The sequence below is a fragment of the Ktedonobacteraceae bacterium genome (assembly GCA_035653615.1).
Classification (GTDB): domain Bacteria; phylum Chloroflexota; class Ktedonobacteria; order Ktedonobacterales; family Ktedonobacteraceae; genus DASRBN01.
On the sequence record DASRBN010000015.1, the window covers coordinates 322,688 to 346,472 of the forward strand.

General features: G+C 50.7%; 14 protein-coding genes. 7 read left to right on the top strand and 7 right to left on the bottom strand.

Annotation, left to right across the window (positions count from 1 at the left end; genetic code table 11):
- The first annotated feature begins 11 nt into the window (after positions 1 to 11).
- Both VFA09_08965 and VFA09_08970 read left to right on the top strand, forming a co-directional pair.
- Positions 12 to 284, top strand: a complete 273-nt coding sequence (locus tag VFA09_08965; GenBank protein ID HZU67397.1) for a 4Fe-4S dicluster domain-containing protein — start codon at positions 12 to 14, stop codon at positions 282 to 284.
- Between the two features lie 25 nt (positions 285 to 309).
- A complete protein-coding gene (locus VFA09_08970; GenBank protein ID HZU67398.1) occupies positions 310 to 1,137 on the top strand; it encodes a methyltransferase domain-containing protein in 828 nt (275 codons plus the stop codon).
- A 15-nt stretch (positions 1,138 to 1,152) separates the two neighbouring features.
- On the opposite strand, the gene VFA09_08975 is transcribed toward VFA09_08970, so the two are convergent.
- The 4 genes from VFA09_08975 to VFA09_08990 form a co-directional block, all read right to left on the bottom strand.
- Complete coding sequence (locus VFA09_08975; GenBank protein ID HZU67399.1) at positions 1,153 to 1,533, bottom strand: response regulator; 381 nt, start codon at positions 1,531 to 1,533, stop codon at positions 1,153 to 1,155.
- A 118-nt stretch (positions 1,534 to 1,651) separates the two neighbouring features.
- On the bottom strand, positions 1,652 to 3,103 hold the full coding sequence (locus VFA09_08980) for an alkaline phosphatase family protein (GenBank protein HZU67400.1): 1,452 nt from the start codon (positions 3,101 to 3,103) through the stop codon (positions 1,652 to 1,654).
- A 272-nt stretch (positions 3,104 to 3,375) separates the two neighbouring features.
- Positions 3,376 to 4,032, bottom strand: coding sequence for a hypothetical protein (locus VFA09_08985; GenBank protein HZU67401.1), 657 nt, complete (start codon positions 4,030 to 4,032; stop codon positions 3,376 to 3,378).
- A 26-nt stretch (positions 4,033 to 4,058) separates the two neighbouring features.
- A complete protein-coding gene (locus VFA09_08990; GenBank protein HZU67402.1) occupies positions 4,059 to 4,898 on the bottom strand; it encodes a hypothetical protein in 840 nt (279 codons plus the stop codon).
- 554 nt (positions 4,899 to 5,452) lie between these two features.
- Between VFA09_08990 and VFA09_08995 the strand changes: the two genes are divergently transcribed.
- The 3 genes from VFA09_08995 to VFA09_09005 all read left to right on the top strand — a co-directional run bounded on the left by VFA09_08995 (position 5,453) and on the right by VFA09_09005 (position 8,365).
- Entirely contained in the window at positions 5,453 to 6,844 is a 1,392-nt protein-coding gene (locus VFA09_08995) for an alkaline phosphatase family protein (GenBank protein HZU67403.1), read from the top strand.
- A gap of 138 nt (positions 6,845 to 6,982) precedes the next feature.
- Positions 6,983 to 7,465, top strand: coding sequence for a RidA family protein (locus VFA09_09000; GenBank protein ID HZU67404.1), 483 nt, complete (start codon positions 6,983 to 6,985; stop codon positions 7,463 to 7,465).
- Between the two features lie 18 nt (positions 7,466 to 7,483).
- Complete coding sequence (locus VFA09_09005) at positions 7,484 to 8,365, top strand: electron transfer flavoprotein subunit beta/FixA family protein (GenBank protein ID HZU67405.1); 882 nt, start codon at positions 7,484 to 7,486, stop codon at positions 8,363 to 8,365.
- A gap of 67 nt (positions 8,366 to 8,432) precedes the next feature.
- Here the strand turns inward: VFA09_09005 and VFA09_09010 are convergent, their stop codons facing one another.
- The 3 genes from VFA09_09010 to VFA09_09020 form a co-directional block, all read right to left on the bottom strand.
- Positions 8,433 to 10,889 (bottom strand): flippase activity-associated protein Agl23, encoded by a 2,457-nt coding sequence (locus VFA09_09010; protein ID HZU67406.1) that lies wholly within the window; start codon positions 10,887 to 10,889, stop codon positions 8,433 to 8,435.
- Positions 10,890 to 11,010: 121 nt separating this feature from the next.
- A complete protein-coding gene (locus VFA09_09015; protein ID HZU67407.1) occupies positions 11,011 to 13,827 on the bottom strand; it encodes a DUF2298 domain-containing protein in 2,817 nt (938 codons plus the stop codon).
- A 178-nt stretch (positions 13,828 to 14,005) separates the two neighbouring features.
- The gene (locus VFA09_09020; protein HZU67408.1) at positions 14,006 to 18,337 is read right to left on the bottom strand and encodes a DUF2298 domain-containing protein; all 4,332 of its coding nucleotides are present in this window, start codon (positions 18,335 to 18,337) and stop codon (positions 14,006 to 14,008) included.
- Positions 18,338 to 18,533: 196 nt separating this feature from the next.
- On the opposite strand from VFA09_09020, the gene VFA09_09025 reads away from it, so the two are divergent.
- Together VFA09_09025 and VFA09_09030 are read left to right on the top strand one after the other, a co-directional pair.
- Positions 18,534 to 20,972, top strand: coding sequence for a glycosyltransferase family 39 protein (locus tag VFA09_09025; protein ID HZU67409.1), 2,439 nt, complete (start codon positions 18,534 to 18,536; stop codon positions 20,970 to 20,972).
- Positions 20,973 to 21,145: 173 nt separating this feature from the next.
- On the top strand, positions 21,146 to 23,722 hold the full coding sequence (locus tag VFA09_09030; GenBank protein HZU67410.1) for a BsuBI/PstI family type II restriction endonuclease: 2,577 nt from the start codon (positions 21,146 to 21,148) through the stop codon (positions 23,720 to 23,722).
- The last annotated feature ends 63 nt before the right edge of the window (positions 23,723 to 23,785 follow it).

Consider the following 23,785-nt stretch of genomic DNA (forward strand, 5'->3'; position numbering starts at 1 on the left):
GGAGGTCATGAATGCAACCCATTGAGGAGCGGCTGGAACTGGTACGCTTCAAAGTCGATAAAACGGCGCATATTCGCGTCAATAGCGAAACATGCAAAGAGTGTGATACCACTCCTTGCGTTTACGTGTGTCCTGCCGGTCTATTCGAGTTGCTGGGAGGCGAGATGCACTTCTCCTACGAGCACTGCCTGGAATGCGGTACCTGCTATGTCGCCTGCGAACGCAAAGCTATCGAATGGGATTATCCGCGTGGCGGCTGGGGAGTTAGCTTCCGCGCATCTTAAATATTCTCAATGAAAGGATTGCTACATGGCGGCATCTGACCAGGAACATCGTCAAACAAACCAGTTTCAGGAATATCTGCGGACAAACCAGTACAAAGATTCCTCGAATCTGCAGGCGCGCATCCGCATTCACCAGCTTTTCAGCACCAACACCTATCCTTTTCATCGCTGGGTCTTCGATCATTTCAGCATCCCTCATCCGGCGCGCATCCTCGAAGCGGGCTGCGGGCCTGGATATTTATGGACGCAAAACAGAGACCGCATTCCTGAAAATTGGGATATCACGTTATCGGATTTCTCAGGAGGGATGCTGCAAGAGGCACAACGCAATCTGAGCAAGGTTCAGGGACATTTCAGCTTCCAATTATTTGACATCCAGTCTATCCCTTTCGAGGATGCTCATTTTGATGCCGTGATTGCCAACCACATGCTCTATCACGTGCCCGACCGCCAGAAAGCCTTGTCGGAGATTCGTCGCGTGCTAAAGCCAGGTGGCAAATTCTATGCCGTCACCAATGGCCAGAAACATATGCAGGAACTGTACCAGTTGCTCAAAAAATTCAATCCCGCGCTGCCTGACCCACGTGGCGACTTATTTTCCCTACAATTTGGTCTGGAGAATGGAGCAGAACAAATCGCGCCCTGGTTTAAGACAATTACGCTGCACCGCTACGAAGATGGGCTGGTCGTCACCGAGGTTGGCCCTCTCGTGGACTACGTGCTATCGACAACAGCAGGACAGGCTGCCATTGAGAACAAGATCGCGGAATTCACCCAATTTCTTGAAAATGAACTGGCGGCGCATGGAGCAATCCATATTACGAAAGATACCGGCATGTTCGAGGCATGCTGATCTGCAAGGAGAATATCAAGAGTGTTCAGCGATTACTTCTCCAACAACCTTGATGAGCTCCTCGGCTGAAAATGGTTTGGGTAAGTAACGGTCAGCGCCCTGGCGTAGCCCCCAGCTATGATCCAGGGCAGTATTTTTGACGCTAACCAGAATGATAGAGAGTTTACGATATGGATCTAATGCTCTCAGTTGCCTGCATAGCCTGAATCCATCGACTCCTGGTAATACCACATCCAATATGATACAACGGGGATGTTGCTTGAGTGCTTTTATCCTTCCTTCAGGCCCATCTGACGCCGTTATCACATCATACCCGGCATTTTGAAGAGCACTTGCCATTAAAAGGCGTGACGGTACACTATCATCGATAATGAGGACTACCGGTAATTGAGCCATTGGAAGTATAACCCTCTTTCAAAATATTTGAATGCCCCTAATGGATGCTAAAGGTGCTGAAAGAACACTTGCCAGCACCTTTAGCATATGCGTATCTGCCACAGCAACTACGATAACACTATCCCTGGGGATAAGTTACTGTACGACGGCGACCCAGATACCATGGGCGAGCAAACAGTACTGCCAGCAAAGGCACAGAGAAAGGCAGAACATCCAGGTAAGAAATCTTTTGCGCTCCATGGCCGTCGCAATCTACCTGGCCACTAAGGGCCTCACTAAGCGGTGGCAAGGTAGCTGTTTTCAGGTTCAGGCACATCGTATAGGCCAGAGTTGAGCCAATCTGCATGTCGAACACGTGATCGTCAATTGAAACCCCTTGCTTAATGACGGGGCCGGAAATGAATAACGGGACCCTGATATCGCTCGCATTAAATCCGCCATGTTCCACGTGCTTCATGAGCGGAGGGCTGGTATAGACGACAGCAGGAGTTCCATGACGGCCAATAGTTGGCTGAATGGCAAAATCTGGCGTCCGGTATTGAGGAGCCGCGTTAAGTTCCTCCAACTGATCCTGATTCAGAAAGTAACTGATGCCGAACTGCCGCCTCACGGATGGAGGAGAGAGCAGCTTGATAGCCGCCTTCGTCTGCGAGGGGTCCTGCAACCATACGAGATACACCTGGTCAGCTGTTGCCTGAATGACCGGTATACCATGATCGTCCAGGTACTGCTGGATACTCCCTGGCCCACTATCAGGAATAGCAGTATTCACAGCAGTATTTCCATGATCGGCCGTCACAACAATATCGGTCTGATCATAAATGCCTGCTTGCTTGAGAGTATCCACCGTTTGTTTTATCTCGTTATCTTCAAATGAAATCGCCTGAGCGACCTGCGGCGCATTGATACCATACTGCTTCTCAATACTATTAGGAGCCACCGCGTAGATCACGAAGAGATTCGGGCGATTCGACCCCGACAGAATATCTGCACGCAGGTGATCGAAATTCTTATGATCGTACTGCTGCGGCGTACCTTTGAAGTTGGCGAAGGTAGGTGTGCGCAGTATATCAATGCTGGGTGAAGGTCCAAGATCCTTTGGACCATTCTCAATGCTATACGCGGGATACTTCGAGATAAACTCTGTTCGTAGACCCCCCTCCTTAGCGGCCTGGAACAGCGTCTCCGCATAGAGCAGGTTACCGGCATTTTTTAATGTGAAACCTGGCGGAAGCATAGGTGTCTCATCCAACTCAATCACCTGATTGTAATGACGATCATAAAACGTTTCGTAGATCATCCCCGATTGAGTTGGATACGTCCCGGTCAGGTCCGCCGTAATATCGGTGATCGAGTCACCCGGCACTGCCGTTTCCGCGTTTGTCAGGTGCGCCCCCGTCTGTCCAAGGCTGGTAATAAATGGCGCATCCTTACTTGTAATCATCCCTGGCAAAACGCCATCAAGAAATACGACAAAGGAATACTTAGCAGGTTCAGTATCTCCACCAGCACGTGCAATAGAGGTAGAACCCTTTACCAGGAGACTGGACGCCATGCTCATTGCAAGCATAAGGAAAAGAAGTGCCCCTACAAGTGCCCCTCTCCGCAGAAGAGCGTTGAAATTTTTCATCAATGAGATCCCCCTTGAGTTGAGAAAAACTAGCCGCGTCTAATTACAAATCGGATGGCAGGACACGCAACACAGCTATTATACAACACCAGAGAGGGCTATGCGCATATCGAGAATTATGGCTCTCCATATTTCAGGGGAGTGGGGATGGATGGCTCCACTCCAGGGTACGATGAATCTGGCCCCTACCTCCCCAGGGATGCAGACCCGAATTATGCGCCTGTTTCCGCGTAACTCTGCTGCGAACGCTCTGGCAATAACACTGCCAGGAATAGAACCAGGAGACCTGCTATGCGAATCAAATCTCCATTTTGATCCAGTGCATCATTCGGTGTCACATATTTCGGAATAATGATGGAGTAGCCGAGGCAAAGCAAGAGAAAGGCAATGCCCATGAGCAGGCTAAAGCGCGTCTCTTTCCTCATAAAAACATAGACGTAGTAGAAAAAGATGACAAAACAGATGAAGCCGCGCGAACCGCTGAGAATAGATTTCGTGACAGCAGGTGCGGGGAATTCAGGTGGCAATACCGGCGCCAGGAATAACAAAACGAGGAGTAATAGAGATACTACAATATGCCAACGCATGAGACTACGAAGGTATTCATCGGAGTTGCGGAAAAAACTGAGCAAGATAAAGATAAAGCTCACTGTCTGCCCAATGTAATTGAACCAATCAACATTGAGGCTAATACTTGTAACATTATCCCCTGCGTATCCGGCTACTGCCGTCAGCGCAATCATTCCCATAGACAACGCTAGAATGAAAATGCGCCGGCTACGCGCCTGTATATAAAGATAAAACGCGCGCACCGAAATGAACAGGGAAACGAAAAATAGCGTGAGCGAAAGCAGATTAGCAATATCCATACAAATATTCTCCTTACATAAAAGCACTACAGCACATCTTGCAATGCCGAGTCATCCACTAATTGACCACCTGGGGTATAGAACTGAATCCGGTGCTGAGCCATGAGAATCTTTAACGCCCTGCGTGCCTCTTTTGCATCCATACCGGTCACTTCACAGATCTCTTTCACGGCTCTATGACCGTCTACAGCATTATAGAGGCGACGGGCCTGCTTATCCGTAATGGCGCCTGAACCGGCAAATGGATTGCTCGACTTCAAGAGCTTATCGTCCTCATAACGATGGGGAATGAGTTCTGGTAAAGCTGACCGCGGCTCCTGCTGAGCATATCCATTCCTCAGTGAATGATTCCCTGTCGCAGCAGGAGGCTGGAGCAGACCATACGTACCGGCAGCCTGTATCGCCTGCTCCAGCACAAGTCCCAATGCCGAGATAGTGGTTTGTGAAGGAACCTGCCGCAGGAAAAGGAGCACAGCCAGTGCTAGAGGCATGGGTAACAGTTGCCCCTGAGAAGATGGATCGTAGGCAGGAGGAAGTAATAGAGCGCTACTGAGGAAGTAGCATGAGCAATAGTTCAATCCATAACGCGCCAGAAGATCAGCCTGGAACGGGGAAAACAGGTTGCTCACCTTCTGCATCATGAAACCACGCCGCTGATTCAGGACGTTTCCGGCCAGCGTTACAACATGGTTATTTGTAACAACATGCTGAGGTAATGAGTTGTCCTGAAAAACTAAGGCACGTAACTGAGTAAATACTTCACCGGTACGATTTGTTTGCAATCCCCAGAATTGGGCAACTTGAACATCCAGGTTTTGCACACTTACATTAGCTAGCCATAGAAATAGTTCATCTATCTGCCGCATATTTGCCGCAGCTTGAAACAATCGTGCGGTTATCATTAATGGCCATCGACCTGCCCCCGGCCGAGAAACGTCACCATTCGCTCCATTACTATCCATCAGCTCTACCCTTTTAGCTCTGATCCTCTTGATTTATAGGAGCCCTATTTACACCAACGAAAAGACCCACCAGAGCATTCCCTAAATATTCATTCCTCCAGACGACATTGACCGTGTATCTTCAAAAACTGGAAAACTGCGAGCTAAACTAAAGCAGGCTCTCATGACCCCTTTGCAGAGAATATCATAAATGCACACCGGTTTGTCAAGCATAATGTGCATTCTCCACTTAAGAATAGGAAATTTGTCTATTTAATAAAAGCTTACTTTTTGCACCTATCCGGTTTTCTTTACTTCTTTTCCATCCACTACCCTGTACGCTGTATAAATACCTGATACAACCCAGATTGCCTAATCCTCTTGTTTAATTTTCTCATTCATGTTATATGATGAGCATTGATTAAACTCTATCTGGTTGTAGAGTTTCGTAACAGTTGTAATTTTGAGGAGTTTGTTTCATGACCAGAACACCTATCTCTTTTCGTAGGTGGATTTTCAGAGGGGGACTGCTTTTTCTGTTCGTCGCCAGTATTGCAACGGGGTTGCTGATCAAAAACCATACCTTTGCGCATGCTGATAACGGTAATAACCGCGTACCGGCAAAATATGCATTTATCGTTATTCTTGATGGCGGTCATCCTGAGCTGTATAATGCCACGAATGCTCCGTTTCTGACCAGTTTGAAAGCGAGTGGGGCCTCTTATACCAATGCTCAAGCGCAGGTACCTGCCGATTCGATTACCAACATCATGGGTATTTTTACCGGAACTGACGCCTCCCATCATGGGTTTCCCTACGAAACTTTTTGGGATCGACAATATAACCATTTGATCGAACTCGACGAAACTCCCGTCCTACCGCCCGGTATTACCGAGGATCGCAATGTTGGACGCGCATGCACACTATTTCAAGCGGCCAAAGCTGGTGGTTTGAGTACAGCATTTATCTCCAAATACCCGGCCTACGACGTTTTAGATGGCCCCAATACCTGTTCCGTATATAGCGGGCCGGGAGTTGATAATCTACAAACCCCAACATTTGCCGATTTCCAGGGGACACCTGAGCAATACGACCAGATGAACTTTAATACCGTGCGCGCTGAGATCAACTCCGGGCCTAATCGACCCAACGTCTTCGGTCTCTATGCAGTTGCTCCCAATAGCATTATGAAAGAATATGGGATCAACTCCCCGCAGGTCGCTTCAACGATCCAGTTCGAGGACAATCAGATTGCTCAGACAGTAGCACTACTCAAAAGCGTTGGCATTTACAATCAGACTGAGATTGCTATTGTCAACGATCATGGCAATACCGCATTGACCGAGGCCATTCCAGATCATGGTCCCGGTAGCATCGACCAGTATTTGAACGATCATGGTATACCGACCGATCAAACCACAACCGACCGTGTCGCTCTTGTCTGGTTACAGAATCCCTCGCAGGCACAGGCAGCCATCAACCTGTTGAGCACACCGCAGAACATGTCCCAATTCGGCATTCAGGCAATAACGCCAGCCTCAGGTCTGGGACAGTATATGGTCACTCCGCAGTATCGTACCCCTGACTTTATTGTATGGCCAACAGACGGATCAAATGGCACACAGGCTGTCGTGTATGACACCCCACCACTTAGCAAGTTAGCGGAACACGGTGGGCGTGGCGCATCAGACCAGAACGTCATGATTATTATGGAAGGCCCCGGCGTTCAGCCAGGCTTCACAACCGACAGGCACGTCTGGCTCATGCAAGTTGGCACAACCGTAGCAAACGATATGTGCTTAGACCTGGCAAATGCAACCTATCCACAGTTGCCCGGAACCAGTAATGACGATAACAACTGTCAGAACTAAATAAAGCACAGCTCACTTGATTAAGAGGTAGTACGGACGATAGTAGTTCGCACTACCTCTTGTCTTGTAGAATAAGATGGAGCAAAATGAAGGAGTTGTGAGTTAAAGGCCCTGAGTTAACACGACAGGAGAAGAACAATGTTAATCGAGGTGAAACTGGAATCGCTCGGACTTGTGCTGCCCGAGCCGCTCAAGACTCCTGCTGGATTGGAGTTACCATTTCCCTGGGTGCGCGTGCATGGCAATCGTGCCTATATTTCAGGGCACGGCCCGCAAAATGCCGATGGTTCGCTTGCCGGGCCACTGGGAAAGGTCGGCACGGAGGTATCGGTAGAAGAGGCGTACCACGCTGCCAGCCTGGTGGCTCTGGCAATACTGGGCAATCTGAAAAGGGCGATTGGCGACCTTGACCGTGTGACCGCGTGGTTAAAGGTACACGGTATGGTGAACTCGGCCCCCGGTTTCAACCGCCAACCGGCTGTGATCAACGGCTTCTCCGATTTAATTATCGAACTGTACGGAGTCGAGAGAGGGCAGCACGCGCGCTCGGCAGTGGGTATGGCGGAGTTACCATTTGGCATTCCGGTGGAGATCGAAGGCGAAGTGGAGATTAGTCTGTAGGGAACGATACCAGATAGTATGCATATATGCGTCTGCATCAAACAAACACCGGACAGCAGTTCGGTCTACATAGACCCTATTACGGGACAGCCAGACTACGAACGCTTCGTACAGATACTCAATCCGGCGGATGCCTGCGCCGTTGAAGCAGCTGTACGTCTCAAAGAGCAGTTCGGCGGCAGCGTCACCGCGATTACGCTGGGGCCGCAGGATGCCGAAGGGGCACTGCGGGCAGCGCTGGCTATCGGAGTCGATACAGCGCTGCGGCTCTGGCATCCGCAGGCTGGTGATTGGGGGCCGTTTGCGGTCGTAGCCGCATCAGGCGCCTGTATTCAAAGAGAGGTGCCAGCAGCTGACCTGGTCCTATGCGGCGATAAGAGTAGCGACTGGTCATCGGGAATAGTTGGACCCGCCCTCGCCGAAAAACTCGCTCTCCCGCAAATTACGGGTGTGATGCAGTTACACGCGCTACGCGAACAGGGGCAGGATACTATAAAGTTGCAGGTAACGCGCAGGCTCGAACGCGGCTACCGGGAAGTGCTTGAGGCGGAGTTGCCGGTTTTGCTGACCGTCACCGGCGATTTGAATGAACCACGCTATCCATCACTGCCAGCCCACCTGGCTGCTCTCAAAGCCACCATCCCGGTGATTGATCCTCTGCCATTAATCGACCAGGCGGATGGAGCAGAAGCAGAGGAAACCACCTTGCTGGAAATATACGTGCCTCGCCCGCGCCCAAGAAGGATTGCTGCTCCCGATAGCCGCCACAGCGCGTTTGAACGCATTGGAGAAATCATTGCCGGAGGCGCAGCCGGGCACAAGACGCGCCTCGTGGAGGGCTCACCGGAGGAGCTGGCCAGGGCACTGGTCGAGTTTCTGAGAGAAAAGGGATTTCTGTAAGCAATGCCAGAAGACAGAACCGGCACCCGCGCGGGTGCCGGTTCTGTCTTCTGGCATTGCTTACAGGCTACGGCGTTACATCGAGTCCCTTGTGGATAAACAGCACCATATCGTAGGCTCCATCGGTGCTGCCGATAGCTTTGCGATTCCACCACCATTGCCAGATGTTATTGACGGCCAGGCCCAGGTTAAACTTTGCTCCCGGCGGTGGGTTGTCGCCATAGCTGAGCCAGAGGCCGGGACCAACACCGCCATATGTTTGCTGGCCGGCACAGTTGTTGTTTGCCTTTGTGGGAATGCACGGTGGTGGTTTGTATCCTTCATCCCACCAGGTACGCATATGGTACTGGTGCCACGCATATTGCCCGCCATACTGCGTCTCAAGGGCATAGGGGTCATCCCCGCCGCCTATAATCACCGGGATATTCTTCGGCCAGTTCGGGCAACCGGTGGGATAGTTGAAACATATATTGGGATAATCGCGCACATACCAGGCGAACGGCCAGGTGGCATCGTTAGTCAGCGCAATAGGCATCTGGTGATCGCCATGATAGTATTTCTGATCCAGTTCATCGACCTTCGCCATCACGATGTTGATATCGGTGGTAGTCTGCACATAGACCATCATCTCGTGCGGCCCATCAGCGGCATGTACATAAGTGACCTCGTACATGTTATGCAGGGTCGGCAGTAGCAGCAATACCGCCATGACGACGCCGAAAACTGCTGCGCTGCCCGCCAATACCCCCACTTTTCGACGCGGGCGTGGAGGCAGCAGTTGACCATTAGTTGCGCCGTTCAAAGCGATTGATGTCGAGCGCGAAGTACGCTCTTTCTGCTGTGCCAGGCGATTTTTCACCATGACGATAACCGTCCTCACCGCCGGCTCCAGGCCAATGGCTGCCAGGATCATCATGGGCATCGTCATATGAATCATCAGCCAGGGCATTTTCTCACCTGCCCAGGAGTAGATGAAGACGTTGCCTACGAACCAGTACAACAGGAAGAGGCGGAATGGATTGGGTTTGGCAATACAACGGATGATGCCTACGATGCTGAAGACGACTCCTATTTGCTCATACAGGGGGATGAGCAGGAAATAGTAGTACCAGGGCTGGCCGCCGCGTGCAACCTGCTGCTGTTGTATCCAGTAGTAGAGTCCGGCCCAGATACCATCGCCGATACCACCGCGAATATTGGTGAATTCGACGGTGAACAAGACCAGGAAAATCGTCCAGGCGACCAGGATACCAAAGAACCAGTGCGTCCACGGCATAGTGAGAATAGTATCAAGCACCGGCTGTAGCTTTGGATTGACTTTTTTAGCAAGGCCACGCCGTCCCTGCGGAGGGATTTTGCCGAACATTTCGCGCCCCAGGATGCTGAGGACGTAGACGCCAAGCAGAATGCCGAGCCAGGGCACAATGGCGACGGTCTTGTCTTTCAATCCCTGCACAAATGCGTCAGAGATGGGCTGCGTCTTGGGATCAGTGGTATAAACCGCCAGGTAATCGAGCCAGCGCAGCAGGATTTTAGCCGCTATGCCGGCAATCACGACATAGAGTACCAGGAAAATCGGCGCGAGCGTGCGCGGAACCAGGGCCGTGGAGAGCGTCCTTTTTTGATCCGGCGAACTGAGCCGGAACCTTTTGCCTATTTCCCAGACGATCAGGCCGCCTAAGAAGCTGCCAAAGACTCCGATGGTTAAAAACGTGGCCTCTTTCGTAGCATAGGAGAGCGAGAAGGCAGCGGCAGCAATTACGAACCAGCGCATCTTGCGACTGCGGATGTAGCGCGCAATGGCGACCACCATCAGCAGCGTAAAACAGGCCATGTAGATATCTTCACGCGCGAAACGAGAGAAATAGACCATGCTGGGAGAGACGGCCAGCAGAAAGCAGGCTAGCCAGGCGCCAATCTTGCCAAGATAGTCGCGCAGGAAGTAGGGCAGTCCAACAATGATCGTGCCAAGGGTAGCGGCTCCGATGCGCACGGTGGTCGTATTCACGCCGTTATCAGGAGCGCCCACCAGGTGGCTGATCCAGTAGACGAATGCGATGAGATGAAATTGAAACGGCCCGTGCAGGAGTGGATCATAGGTATAGCAGGTGTACCCAGGATAAGGCGGATTGATACAATTACCCCATGTTTCCAGGTCATGGAGCAATTGCAGCGAATAGTAGGCATGCAGGCTTTCATCATGATGAAGAGGTTTATCGCCAAGCCCCCAGAAACGCAGCACCGCTCCCAGTATGATCACGCCAATGAATGGAGCCCATTGTAGAATTTGCTCGCGTGTAGGCGGAGAAATCGACCACTTGCGGCGCGTAGGCTGCTCAGCTTCGATTTCCGTAGGAGGCGGCTCAACACCATCCAGGTCGGTAATCTCAGCGCCGGGCACGTCGATTTCTTCATTGATTATTCCGACCTCTGCCATTTCCGCTTCTGTGGTAGAATCGGCCTCTACTAGAGAATCCTCTACCTCTTCCGTATTCTTGCGCGGCCTCGTTTCGTAACTCTTCAAAGGACTACTCCTCACGTGGACAGGCACCAGGCGCTGCCCCTACATTTTTCCGGTTTGAGGACAGGCGCCAGGCGCTGTCCCTACACCGGGAGATATCAATACTTATTATAACCCGAAAACTTCATTTCACCTTATAAATCGTCACACCATGGTCGGAATAGACTACCTGCATAAATGAACTGAAACGATGCAGATTAGCACCCAGGTATGTCTCTTCCTCTAGAGGCCCAACATATAGATATTGGGCATTGTAGTGAGCCATCAAGGATAAAACGACATCAGGGTTGTTATTTGTATAGATACTGGTAACGTCGTTCTGCCGGCGGTCGAAATCGGCGGCATTGGCAGGCCTGTTCAGCCAGTTCACTCGCCACTGGTATTCATGTCCGACCCATCCCATGATGGTTGGTAAACCCGTAAATGCAGAGATGCGAGCGTAGTCACTGTAGTCAGGTCCTACAGCCTCTACGATAACCGGGTCTCCCTGAATATTATTATTGAGCCACTGGATGCCGTAGTAGTCGGCGGGGTCGGAAATCTTCATATAGGCCAGCCCATCAAGGCTATTCGTGCGAGACGCGAACTGACCAGTGCGCTGGTAGCTACCGACGATAGGGTAGATCAAGCCCGCAACCAGGAACAAAAACAGCGCGGCCATCCAGACCACCTGCGCCGTCTTGCGCGTGAAACGTTGCTCCGCCGTCGCATTTGCCGCCGGTCGAAAATGCTCCATAATAAAGTACAGTCCTGCGCCGCAGGTCACGGAGAGCAACGCCCAGGACTGGAAATAGAACTTGAAGACGGTATTCATGCGCGGGAAATTATCCGCGAAGACATCCTTCAGATAGAAAACCTCGCAGATAGCGACGAGCGCAAATGCTACCGTACCCAGAAGTATCGTAAAAGCGCGCGGGCGATCACGCAGATTGGTGAGTACCAGCATCGTTCCTACTGCCGCGATGCTCCCTGTCACCACAAACGTCAGGCTATTCTTCATGACCACGAGCGTCACAAGCCCAACTGCCAGGATGATCAATACCACGATCAGTCTCATATCCCAGTAACTACGACGAACAGTGTTGTCTTCAGACGAGCGACCATTACCAGGCAGCGGACTTATTGTAGGCATTTCCAGGCTATCATGCATGGCTACTTCATCGCTTTCAGGAGCAGCAAGCATATTATCAAATTCACTGGTAAGTTTTCCAGATTCGATATTCGTGGCCGGTTGCAGGCGGTTTCGCCCACCATCAGGCATCAATGTACCACTGGTGGAGGGGGCGGGCCGATAAATCGGCGCTGGGCACGATAAATCGGCCCCTACGGTATTATGGGAATTTGCCTGATTATACTCCTGCCCGCCATTACGAGCAGTTCTCTGATCCAGATTGGAAGCATTCCCCGGTGCATGCAGCGCCACAAGACCTCCCGTTGCGACGAAACCTGGAGCAGTCTGTTTTCTGAACAGCGTGATTATGAGCAATGAGATGAAAATAAAGGCGAAAATACCATAAATGAGTACTTCGTCTCCAAGCGGAGAGCGGTCTGCCGGACCAACAATGCCAATGCCCTGCGACGGTGAGATGAAATTAATATAGAACGGCGCGAACAGGAAAAACGACAATGCGCCAAGCGCTAACCCGGCAGTAATGACATCCAGCACCAGGGAGAGGCTGAACTGCGAGCGATAGGCCAGCCACTGCTGCAAAGCGATACAGATGAGCGCGATACCCAGGTAGGTTGGCAGATCCCATCCATTCATAGTGAAGAGACCACCGATAATTACCGCCGTCATGCCAAGTGTGAACGGCAGCCGCCAGCCGCGCCCAAAGGCAAACAATCCTCTTCCATTACGTTCAAGGAATAGATTCAGCCCCAGGGCTATACCCACAATTGTAAACGCCAGCGTCAGCACGTGCGCGTGGAAGCACGAGAGTAGGAAGCTGAAAGCGGGAAATTCGTTGATAGTTTTATCGATCACACGTGATGGATCATACCAGTAATATGGGGGCAGGTCTCCATGCTGTATCCACCATTGCTGTGTCGAGGCAAGATTACCGAGAATCAGGCCCATGACGAGGGTCAGTAGCCCATATGGAACTGTTCCAAGTAACGGCGGGAATACTCTATCGGGACGCTCGGCTCGAGCATTGCGCTGGGGTGCCGTAGGGGCCGAAGCAGCCGTGACCCTTGTCATTCTGAGCGCAGCGAAGAATCTCTGGGGCCACGGAGGCGGATTCTTCGCTGCGCTCAGAATGACATGGCCGACCTGGTTAGGGCCCCCAACCGTCGCAAGCTCTCTCTTACGGCGATAGCGTGCCCAGGCCACGATATTGCAGGTGACGCCAAACAGGTTGATCGCTGTTAAGCCGAAGAGGGTAGAAATGCCAGTATTAAATGCGACATACGAGGGTTGGCCCAACAATTTTGCCAGCACCGCAATCGTATAGTGGGCGTAGTAGTAGTAGTTGATTGGGTAACCGGCCAGCCACATATCATTGGGCGGAAAATGGGGACTGCGCATGATCGCCGAGAGAAATCCCTCGTCCATAAACATTTCATTGATGCGAATATCCGGCCCATAGGATCGAATCCAGCCCAGCAAGAATGCCATACCCAGAAAGACAACTTCGCAGACGATGATATAAGAAATATTGGAGCGCACGAATTGTACCAGCGTGCGCCATACTTTCACAAAACCTATCAGATTGAGGGCTGCCAGGACGAGCAAAACGCCGGAAATAAATAACTGGCTGAATGGGAGAGCTTGCACATACATTAACGGCAACCAGACGCAAAATGCAAGCAGCGCTATGCCGATAGCCTTCGTAAAAGCCCAGCCGCGGTCTGGCAGATTATGAAATACGGTGATAGTTAATGGCAGGCAGATGATTCCCAACACTTCCACCAGTGCCCACATTTGTAACAATTGAAGCATAGACACCTTCAATCAGATTGAGCTTCGATTCTAATGGGAGGGCCACCACAAGGGTACGCCCTTACATTAAAACACGCGCCAGGCATTACAATTTTACGTAGATTACCACTTTATCGCTGTTATTGACGTTTGGATTCGCCCATTTGTTTCCTTTTCGGGCCATTTATCTTACTACATCTTACATTACTTCGTAGATCGTTACGCCGTTTGATCGATAGACCAGCCGCAGCGAACTACCAACCATTGCATCAAATTTATCCAGGCCTGCCGTCGATTGCTGCGCGTACGCCTCGCGTTCCAATTCACCCACGTAAATATAGCGTACATGATAATAGTAGAGCAATTCAAGAGCTTGAGCCGGATCAGGTGTGGTATAGATAATACCAATATCTGTCATACGATTCAAGGGCTGGTTGTTATAGCGCTGCTCATCCTCGTGGTCAACCCAGCCTAAAACATCGGGAAGCCCCGTGTAGACGGAAACACGATTGAACCATGCATATGAAACGGGCGCGGCAGCTTCCAGGATGACCGGTGAGCCCGTGATATTCTCGTTGAGCCAGCTAATTGCTTGCGCATCACCGGGATACCAGGAGCGCGCGAAAGCAAAGCCGTCCAGCGTTGGTGTGTAAGTGGCACTTTGTGCGGGTGGACTCGCAGCGGCCCACGCCCGGTGGTCATCGATACGCGAAAGCGTTCCCAATGGTAGAAACACCGAACTGCCGAGCAGCAATAACGCGAAAATGAGAAACCATGCCTGCTTGAGGAAGCCGCGCAAATAACTCCATAATCTCTGTACTACCGATGCTCCCGCGACGGCAAAGCACAGCCAGGCTTGCATAGAGAACTTGAAGACCGTATTCATGCGCTCGTAGTCGCCACCATCCAGAAAGTCGCGGATATAGACAATTTCAACCCCCAGACCGATACCGAGCGCCATGAGCAACAAAAGGTAAGTGTACTGCGACTGGAAATCGAGGCTACGAAGCTCGAATGATTTCTTGATGCTGGCGGCATTCGTGACTCCAAGGAAAGGAGCATCTCTGACCTGCATTACGAACAGGAAAGCGCCGAGTACGATCAATAGTAATAAAACTATCTTCAGCCCGAGCAGTGCCGCAAAGGTCAACACGACGCCACAGAGCAATAAATAACCGGCTACCTGTTGTTGTGCCGGGAAACCCTTGAATTTAGAATTGCCTATAATCAGGCCGCCCGACCGCGATGCACGCGCCCGCGACCACCAGAGGTACAGTTCGAGCAGGAAGAAACTGAGCGTGAGAAAGATCCATAAACCGGAAATAGTAAGATAATCGCCTAAACTTGTTCCCTGGCTCACTCGCCCAAACCCATTGACGTAGAGTTCCTGGTACCATGTATAAAAGGGCCAGTAGAGGAGATAGCCGGCAATAGCCAGAAAAGCAAACGCGGCAAGTGTAAAGACCAGCGAAATAGATACTTCCAGCTTCCCCGTTCCTCGTTTCGCCTTTATTGTGCGCAGGAAAAGCACGACGGCCAGGATCAGCGCATACACCGGCATATCCCATGGATTGACGCACGCAATAGTGCCAAAGACAAAAGCCGCCAATCCATACAGCACAGAGAGGGCAACCTTCCCTTGAAATTGCTCGCCCGGCAAAACATCCTTCGATCCATCAAAGAGCAGCAAGGCGGCAACGATACCAAGCATGAATGTGGCTATTGGCAGGTCGATAACATGCGGATGCAGATCAGCAAACAGGAAGCTCCAGAAAGGAAATTCGTTGATGGTAAAAGGAATAATGCGGCTGCTTTGCCAGTAATTAAATGCGGCGGGCTGCATGTGCGACAACAGGGCCGCAAACTGCTGCTTGAGTTGCAATGCGCCATCGAAGTTGCCTATCAACGCGGCAAAGTAACCGCCCAGCAGCGCTAATGAGAAACGCCGCGTAAAGCTATAGACGACCGTCACCACGCCGGTAAAAGTCAATGCGAACAGCGTGGGGATGGCTAGATTGAATGCCGTCGTGGGAACAATGCCCGTCAGTTTAATCAAAGCGCCGGAGATTACATACCCATAGTAGTAATAGTTAATGTACCCACCTGAAAACCATGGGTCGTAAGGTGGCATGTAGGGACTGCGCAGCACGGCATTGAGAAACGCCAGCTCCATCGGCTTCTCACCACCCAAAAAAGGATTCCAGAGATCGGGATTGAATGAGCGGATAGCGACAAAAGCAAGGAAAGCCAGCGTGAAAATACCTTCTTCAATCAAAAGCAATCGCCAGCGCTGGCGTATAAATCCAGTTATAGCTTTCCGTTGCCACCAGTACAGCACCAGCGCCAAAAAGAAGAGCGACAGGCACACAACCAGCATCGAAAGGTGACTGAACGCAATCAGGTGCAAATTAGCCAGCATCCAGGCGAGGTACGCGAGCAAGAGAATGCCCAGCGTTTTACTGAAAATATAGCCGCGGTCCGCGAGTCCACGCAAGGCGGAAAACGTTAGTGGATATGCCAGCGCTCCCAAAAGCGCCAGCGCCAACCACCAGAAGAAGACCGGATACGTATTCGAGGGGCTATTTTGTGGAAACTGCGAACCAAATGAGGGCGATTGCTGATCGTCGTCGATTTGCTGAGCGGTCAGCAGCAAGGAACGCTGCGAACCACTCAGGCCGGTGCCAGAAGCCGGCAATTGCACACCATCCAGTAACTTTTGCAGGAGCTGCGCGGAAGTGTAGGGGTAGGGATTATCTCGCACAAAGATGCGCGCCGTGGGATGATCGAAAACCGAGTAGCTTTCGTCCGCTCCGCTATCGTCCAGCGTGATACCCAGAAGGTTGGGGCGCACTTCGAACTGCGCGGCGAGATGAAAGCCCAGCTGGCCACTGAACAGCAACTGGTAATAGTGAATAGTCAGAGGGTAACGAGCGGGCAGGCGCGGAATCGATTTATCAAGACGGTCCGTCGGCATGGTAATGGCATCGATGGTGGGCAGAAGCTTTGCCAGTTCCTGCGCCTTTTGTATTGTGTCCGCACCATAGAGGTCAAGCCCCTGCACAGGTTGCCCATTCGCATCGGGATCAGGATAGGTAGCCTGCTGATAAATGGAGGGGTCATGTCCATCGACGGCCACAGGCAGCGGATCATCCCACTGCTCATACGTCAAAACGCTGCCTGGTTTGATATGGCTATATATCCAGAGCGAGGCTTGAATACGTGTATTGGGCTGGCTATAGACATTCAATAGCGCCAGGCCCTGAAAAATCGTCCCGGCCAGCACGATTGCAATAGCGCCATAAGCAAGAACAGTCAGGGGAATTTGCTTGATGTGCCAGTCCCGCTCCTTTAACCAACACCAGAGGGCCAGCAGTCCCGCAGCCGCCATCAAAGTGAGGAATGGATAGATCGGCAGCATGTAACGCATAAACTTGGCATAGAAGCTGCCGGTAATCGCGCCATAAACAATCACCCACGAAAGCACGATCAGCCAGGAACCCGCATCTCGTTTCCAGACGCGCCAGCATAGCCAGATCAGTGCTGCCAGCGCCACAACACCCAGCACCACACCCAGACCCCATATCACCATATTTTGTAGCTCGTACACATATGGTATCGTGCCTGCAAACTGTATCTCATAAGGCACGTCAATCAATCCACGGGCCAGGTCACCCTGATAAGCAATCTGCTGCACAAAATTCGTATGATCCAACAGCGCATATGGCATGGCTATAAGAAATACCAGGATGGTTGAGACAACAGAAATGAGGGTTGCGGCAACCATGGAGGAAAAGCCCAATTTGTACCAGCGCAAAGCCAGGGCCACAAGTAGTGGTACAATCAAGGGCGCGGCGCTGAATTTAGTCGCCAGCGCCAGGCCATAACCAAGGCCAACGATCAGCGACCAGCGCACTGGTTTATCGGTATCGACAAGTTTGACGCAAGCAAAGATAGTCAGGGTAACGAAGAACAACAGCATTGTGTCGACGGTATAAAAGTGCGACTGCTGGATCTGAAATGGCGTGAATGCCACCAACACCGCGGCCAGCAATGCTGCCGACCAGGCATAACGGCGACCAGGAGTGCGATCAGGCACCAGCAAAAGTGCCAGGCCGCCGGTCAGGAGAATAGTGCCGGTATCAAAAATCGCGTTCAGAGCGCGACCGGTGAGTGTCAGGTTGGCGAAATTCGCTAATGCGGGGGAAAAGTGCGACAGAATATTGCCAACGCCCGCCAATAAATACATCGGGAAAGAACCATAGGCAAAGAAGTGCGGATTGAGGGGAGAATTGGCAGCATCGAAGAATTGCGCCCAACTGTCCGGCCAGGCCAGCTGAACAACATGAAACATGATCTGCCGCTCATCTGGATGAAAATTATTGCCATACGCATACGCCGGTCCATACACGCGTAGCAAGTACTGAAAGCGCGAGGCAAGCGAATCCCAATCTAATACATAAAGACGCAAGGCCAGCCCAAGCAACGCTATGCCGGACAGGGCCAGGGGCCGCCAGCGAATAACGATCTTCAACTTTTGCTATCTCTTCCTTCCTCTATCAAAGAGGAGTGATTACTGCTCAGGCCAATAATGTAGGTGCCTCTGCCTCACTAGTATAAGGACAGTCGCAGCATAGGTCAAGAGGGAAAACTCATCAGAAAATATTCCTGATTGACACGTATGGTAAAACAGGCATCAGCATGAACAAATCGGAGGAAGAAATAACTCTATGCGACAGCTACAATCACGAATCCCGCGTGGTGTGGCTGTATTGTCATTTTTAACGCTGTTAGCGCTCATATTACTTGCGTTGGATGCATTATGCTATACCGTTGCCTTACCGGTTGAGATCGATATTGAGAGCGGTATCGCTACACTTCATGTTGATAGCCAGACCCTGCGACTTGGTCACATCTCGCTGCCCATAACGCTGCAATTCGCGCCGCGCGACCCGGTAGTCCATGAATACCAGATTGATGGCACCGACAGCACCAACAACCTGACATTAGACCCGGCATACCTGCACTCTATTTCCTCGTCCCCTTATTACCACTTCCAGGCATGGATGCGCGACCTGGATGGCACCAGTCGCTGGCGCAACCTTGAAGTATTTGCCGGTGGTCACTCGATTGGAGGGACGAACTGGCCCCTCAATGGTTCGCAAGTAGTGCTGCCGAACGCCGGATCATTACGTATAAGCGTAGAACTACAGCGCCCAGAGACACCCATGACGCTCAACCTGATCGCAGCGGATGGCACAATCCTGCATATCACGCTCGACCGTAACGACCGCCAGATTGCTATCACCCGCGATGTGCAAGGGCAGGCCGCCAATCAACCTGTGACCAGCGCATTCTTCCCAATCAGTTCTCTTCCTTTTGTCGCCATGGTTATTGACACGCTGGTGCGGATCATGCTCTGGGCCGTGATACTTTTGCTCATGGTCCTGATTGGCGAAAGCGTAATCGGGTTCATCATAAAAACAAAATGGCCTCGCTCAACATCACAGGTTATGGAAAGTCCACCTGACTTTCCAACAATGCCGGCGGCTGGACAAACAAGCAGGCAAGAGACAAAGCAGCATCTTACTGCTTTCAGTCTTTACCTGCGAAAATGTTGGCAGAGTTTTACCAAAGCCATCCACCCGGTTGCCCTGATTGCGCTCACCGGCTCTCTGATTTTCGTATCGTGGATTTCGCTCGTCCAGTACAACGCTGAGCCGCACATCTACGATGCCAGCGCGTATCTTTTTGCAGCGAAAATGTACGCGCTGGAACACCTCTCCGTTCCCATACCAGCAGCGATAGACCGTTTCCCGGGGCCTTTCATGGTGGTATTCAACGGGCAGTGGTTTGGACAATATGAACCTGGCACCTCCTTAACTCTGGTTCCGGGCATCTGGCTGGGCATACCCTGGTTGGTCGAACCGGTTCTGGGAACCTTCGCACTGCTTGGTATCGGGCTGATAGCGGCGAGGCTTTATGACCGCCGGGTGGCAACATTGGCGATCTTACTGGGTGCGCTTTCGCCGTTTTACAGTTACCTTGCCGCCAGCTACCTGAGTCATGCAGTTGCGCTCTTCTACCTCGTCTGGGGACTATGGGCGCTGCTGCGTTTCGCACAGGGCGAGGCAGGCTGGAATTTGCCGTTATCGGCGGTTTGCTTCGGCATGGCAGCATTGACACGCGACCTGGTTGCTGTCCTCTTCGTTCTCATTGTCCTGCTGGGAGTGCTTTTGCTTCATTGGAAAAGACTACGTCATGATTGGCAGCGCTGGATCATACCGGGATTGAGCTTTATCGCGGTCGCAATCATCTTTCTCGGTCTTTACTTCAGCTTCAATGCCATTTTGACTGGCAACCCTCAAACGACGCCGCGCAGCCTCTTTTTCGCCGGTGACCACTGGGGCTTTGGGCAGGGAGTTGGCTTCTACGGGCAGCACACGGTGGCCGCCGGTTTCGTCAACCTGGACGAGTTGCTGACCATTCTCCAGATCGACCTCTTCGGCTGGCCGTTTTATCTGACACTGGCATTTCTGGCACTGCCGTTCCTGACCTGGCGAGCTAAAGGCGCAGACTGGCTGATGCTGGCAGGGGCAGCTATCATGACCGGCGCTTATATTGGCTATTTCTACCACGGCATTTACCTCGGGCCGCGCTACCTTTTTGAAACACTGCCATTCCTGCTCATCCTCACTGCTCGCGGCATCCTGGCTCTGAATTCGGCGGGCATAGCTGCCGGGCGCGCAGCAGTTCAGTGGCTGCATCATACGTTACCCGTGAACAAAGTACGGAACGGGCCTGCTTTCAGCCTCATTACGGTAGCACTGGTTGTAGCGCTGATAGCCTGCAATCTGGGATATTACATGCCGCGCCAGATTGCACTGCATACCAACTACACCGGCCTGCCGGCCTGGTACAACGTTGACGCGTCGGAGATATATCATGCTCCCCTGCACAGTGCCATCGTTGTAACGGATGATTACACCATTTACCAGTTCATTCTCTTCCCCCTAAACGACCCGCTGCTGCAAGGCAATGTGATCTACGCCTGGGCCAGCAACCCTGCGCAATATGAAGAACTGCGCACTGCCTTTCCTGGCAGGACGCTGTACCAGATGGTGATTGAGGCAGATGGGTCGGTGAGGTTTGTCAATTTGGGGGATTGATTTCCGCTTTTTGGGATGGGAGATGTATTAGGTATATAGGAGCATGAATACATGTCAAGTTGCTAACTTAGTAGCAATTAGTCCCTGAAATATTGCTAACCAGTATAAGAGATGGTAGCATTATGAGAAATCATGAGCAACTGTTCTAACAAAGATATGGAGAGAAAATAGCCATGGTGATGGAGCAGGTTCGAAAGTCTAAATCATACGCACTTCCATTAGATAATTTACGGATTCTAGCTCCCGACATTCCATGGAATCATACCCCCGCTATTTCGCCAGACCTCTTACCTGTTGAAGTATGCCAAATGCTCGGAGAATGGTATGCTGCTAATACTAGTGAGACCCGACGACGTGATGCCGGGCAATTTTTTACTCCTCCAATTGTGGCACGCTACATGGCGAATCAGGCGGGAGAACTTCACGATCGAATGCGGGTCCTTGATCCAGGAGCTGGCACAGGAATATTATCTTGCGCTATTTGCGAACTTGCGGTTGTTCAAAAGATATCCAGGTTTTCTATCATCGTCTATGAAGCTGATCCTGTACTTTATATCCTTTGTTCCTTTGCTCTTAACTACGCCAGAGACTTTCTCCAAGAACATGGTATCGAACTATCCATCGAGCTTCACAGGCAAGATTTTATCGAAGCCATGGCAGAACAAATTTCCCAAACATCCTTGTGGACAGATGAACTTCAACCTCAACAACCTTTTGACCTTGCTATTCTCAATCCTCCTTATTTCAAGGTTAATCAAAAAGATACGCGTGCCAGACTTGTAAAAGATATTGCACATGGTCGAACAAACATATATACAATCTTCATGTCCTTAGCAGCATCTTCTTTGCGAATAGGAGGGCGTTTCATTTCAATTACACCTCGATCGTTTGCTTCCGGTACATATTTCCAGCACTTCCGTCACCAGTTTTTTTATACCATTATGCCCGAATTTATGCATATATTTGATTCCAGGCGATCTGCTTTCGAAAATGCCGATGTACTTCAGGAGAATATTATCCTCGCTGGTATAAGGAAAGGAGCAGTTTCCATAGATGCTCCTTTTGTCACTCTTTCACGAAGTCGGGGAATTGAAGATTTGGCCCACCCACTTACCCAACAAGTGCAGCGTCGGCTCGTTTTCGATGAAAGGCAGAATGACCCTGTATTACACTTACCAACAAGCGACATTGATACACATCTTTTGCAAGCATTCAGACGTTGGCCTGATCGACTAGCAACATATGGATTGGAGATATCAACCGGTCCTGTCGTTCCTTTTCGGAGCCTTGATATGTTAACATCTGTAGAGGACGTGAAGCAAGGCAGAGCCGTTCCTCTTTTATGGTTGCAGCATGTCAAACGCATGGATATTAAGTGGCCTCTTGAGCAATTTGACAAACCACAAGGGATACTGCTTCAGGCAGGGCATAAATTACTTACTAAGAATACAACACAGATTATTTTACGACGGTTTAGTGCTAAGGAAGAACCACGCCGCATTACAGCAGCTGTTCTACTAGAGAATACCTTTAGTACAGATCTGATTGCTTTTGAAAATCACCTGAATTATCTGTATCGTCCTGGTGGAACGCTTTCTCATGAGGAAGCTGTAGGAGTAGCAGCTTTCCTCAACAGCACTCTCGTTGATCGTTACTTTCGGATAACAAATGGCAACACGCAGGTTAATGCTACTGAACTGAGAAAACTGCCATTACCTCCATTGGATCAACTTATTCGATTAGGTCAACAAGTGATAAATTTGCGAATCGAACAAGATTTTGATGCAATCGAAACTATCCTTATGGAGGATCTTGGGAAAGACCTGATTGTGGGAAGTGAGGAGAATGATCTCCAACTCCCTATACTTAAAGATTCGAGGATGTCTATGGGTAAAATTCAGGAGGCCCAGCGCATTTTACACGATCTTGGCCTACCACCAGCACAACAAAACGAAATTAGTGCTTTAACACTACTAGCATTAGGCAACCTGACTGAGACAACGCCCTGGGAAAATGTATCCAATCGACCAGTCACCATTCATCATATGATGGCTTTTATGAAGCAACATTATGGTAGAATCTATGCGGAAAACACTCGAGAGGTGGTACGCCGGCAGGTGATTCATCAATTCGAACAGGCCCGCTTAGTAGACCGCAATCCAGATGATCCAACACGTCCTACTAATAGCCCAGATTTCTGCTATGGATTAACGAGAGACGTTCTTGATGTGCTGGTTCAATTCGAAACAAAAGAGTGGGAAAATGCCGCCGCAAAATTTCTAAGCAATCATGGTGCATTATGGGAACAGTATCAACGAAGTCGTCAAACTCATGCTCTACCTCTCAAGTTAGCCGATGGCAAACAACTTTACCTTACACCAGGAAAGCATAATCAGCTACAGATTGCGATTATTGAAAAGTTTGGACCTCGCTACGCTCCCGCCGCTACAGTACTTTATTTAGGCGATGCTGCCCAAAAATTTGTGATTTATGAAAAAGAGCGGTTAGAGCAACTCGGAGTACCTATGACAGCTCATGATAAATTACCTGACATTATTCTTTATGACGAAAATAAGAACTGGCTTTATCTTATTGAAGCCGTTACTTCCCATGGGCCTGTATCACATAAACGCCATTATGAGTTAGAGAACCTTTTAGTGAACTGTACTGCTGAACGTATCTATGTCTCATGTTGTAACTACTCAGGTGTCCTAGAGATTTGCCAAAGAGTTCAACATCCTGTAGAGTAAGGGCATGACGCCAGAAGAAGAACTGCTTCAGCTTCGACAAGAGAATAAAGACTTGCATGAGCG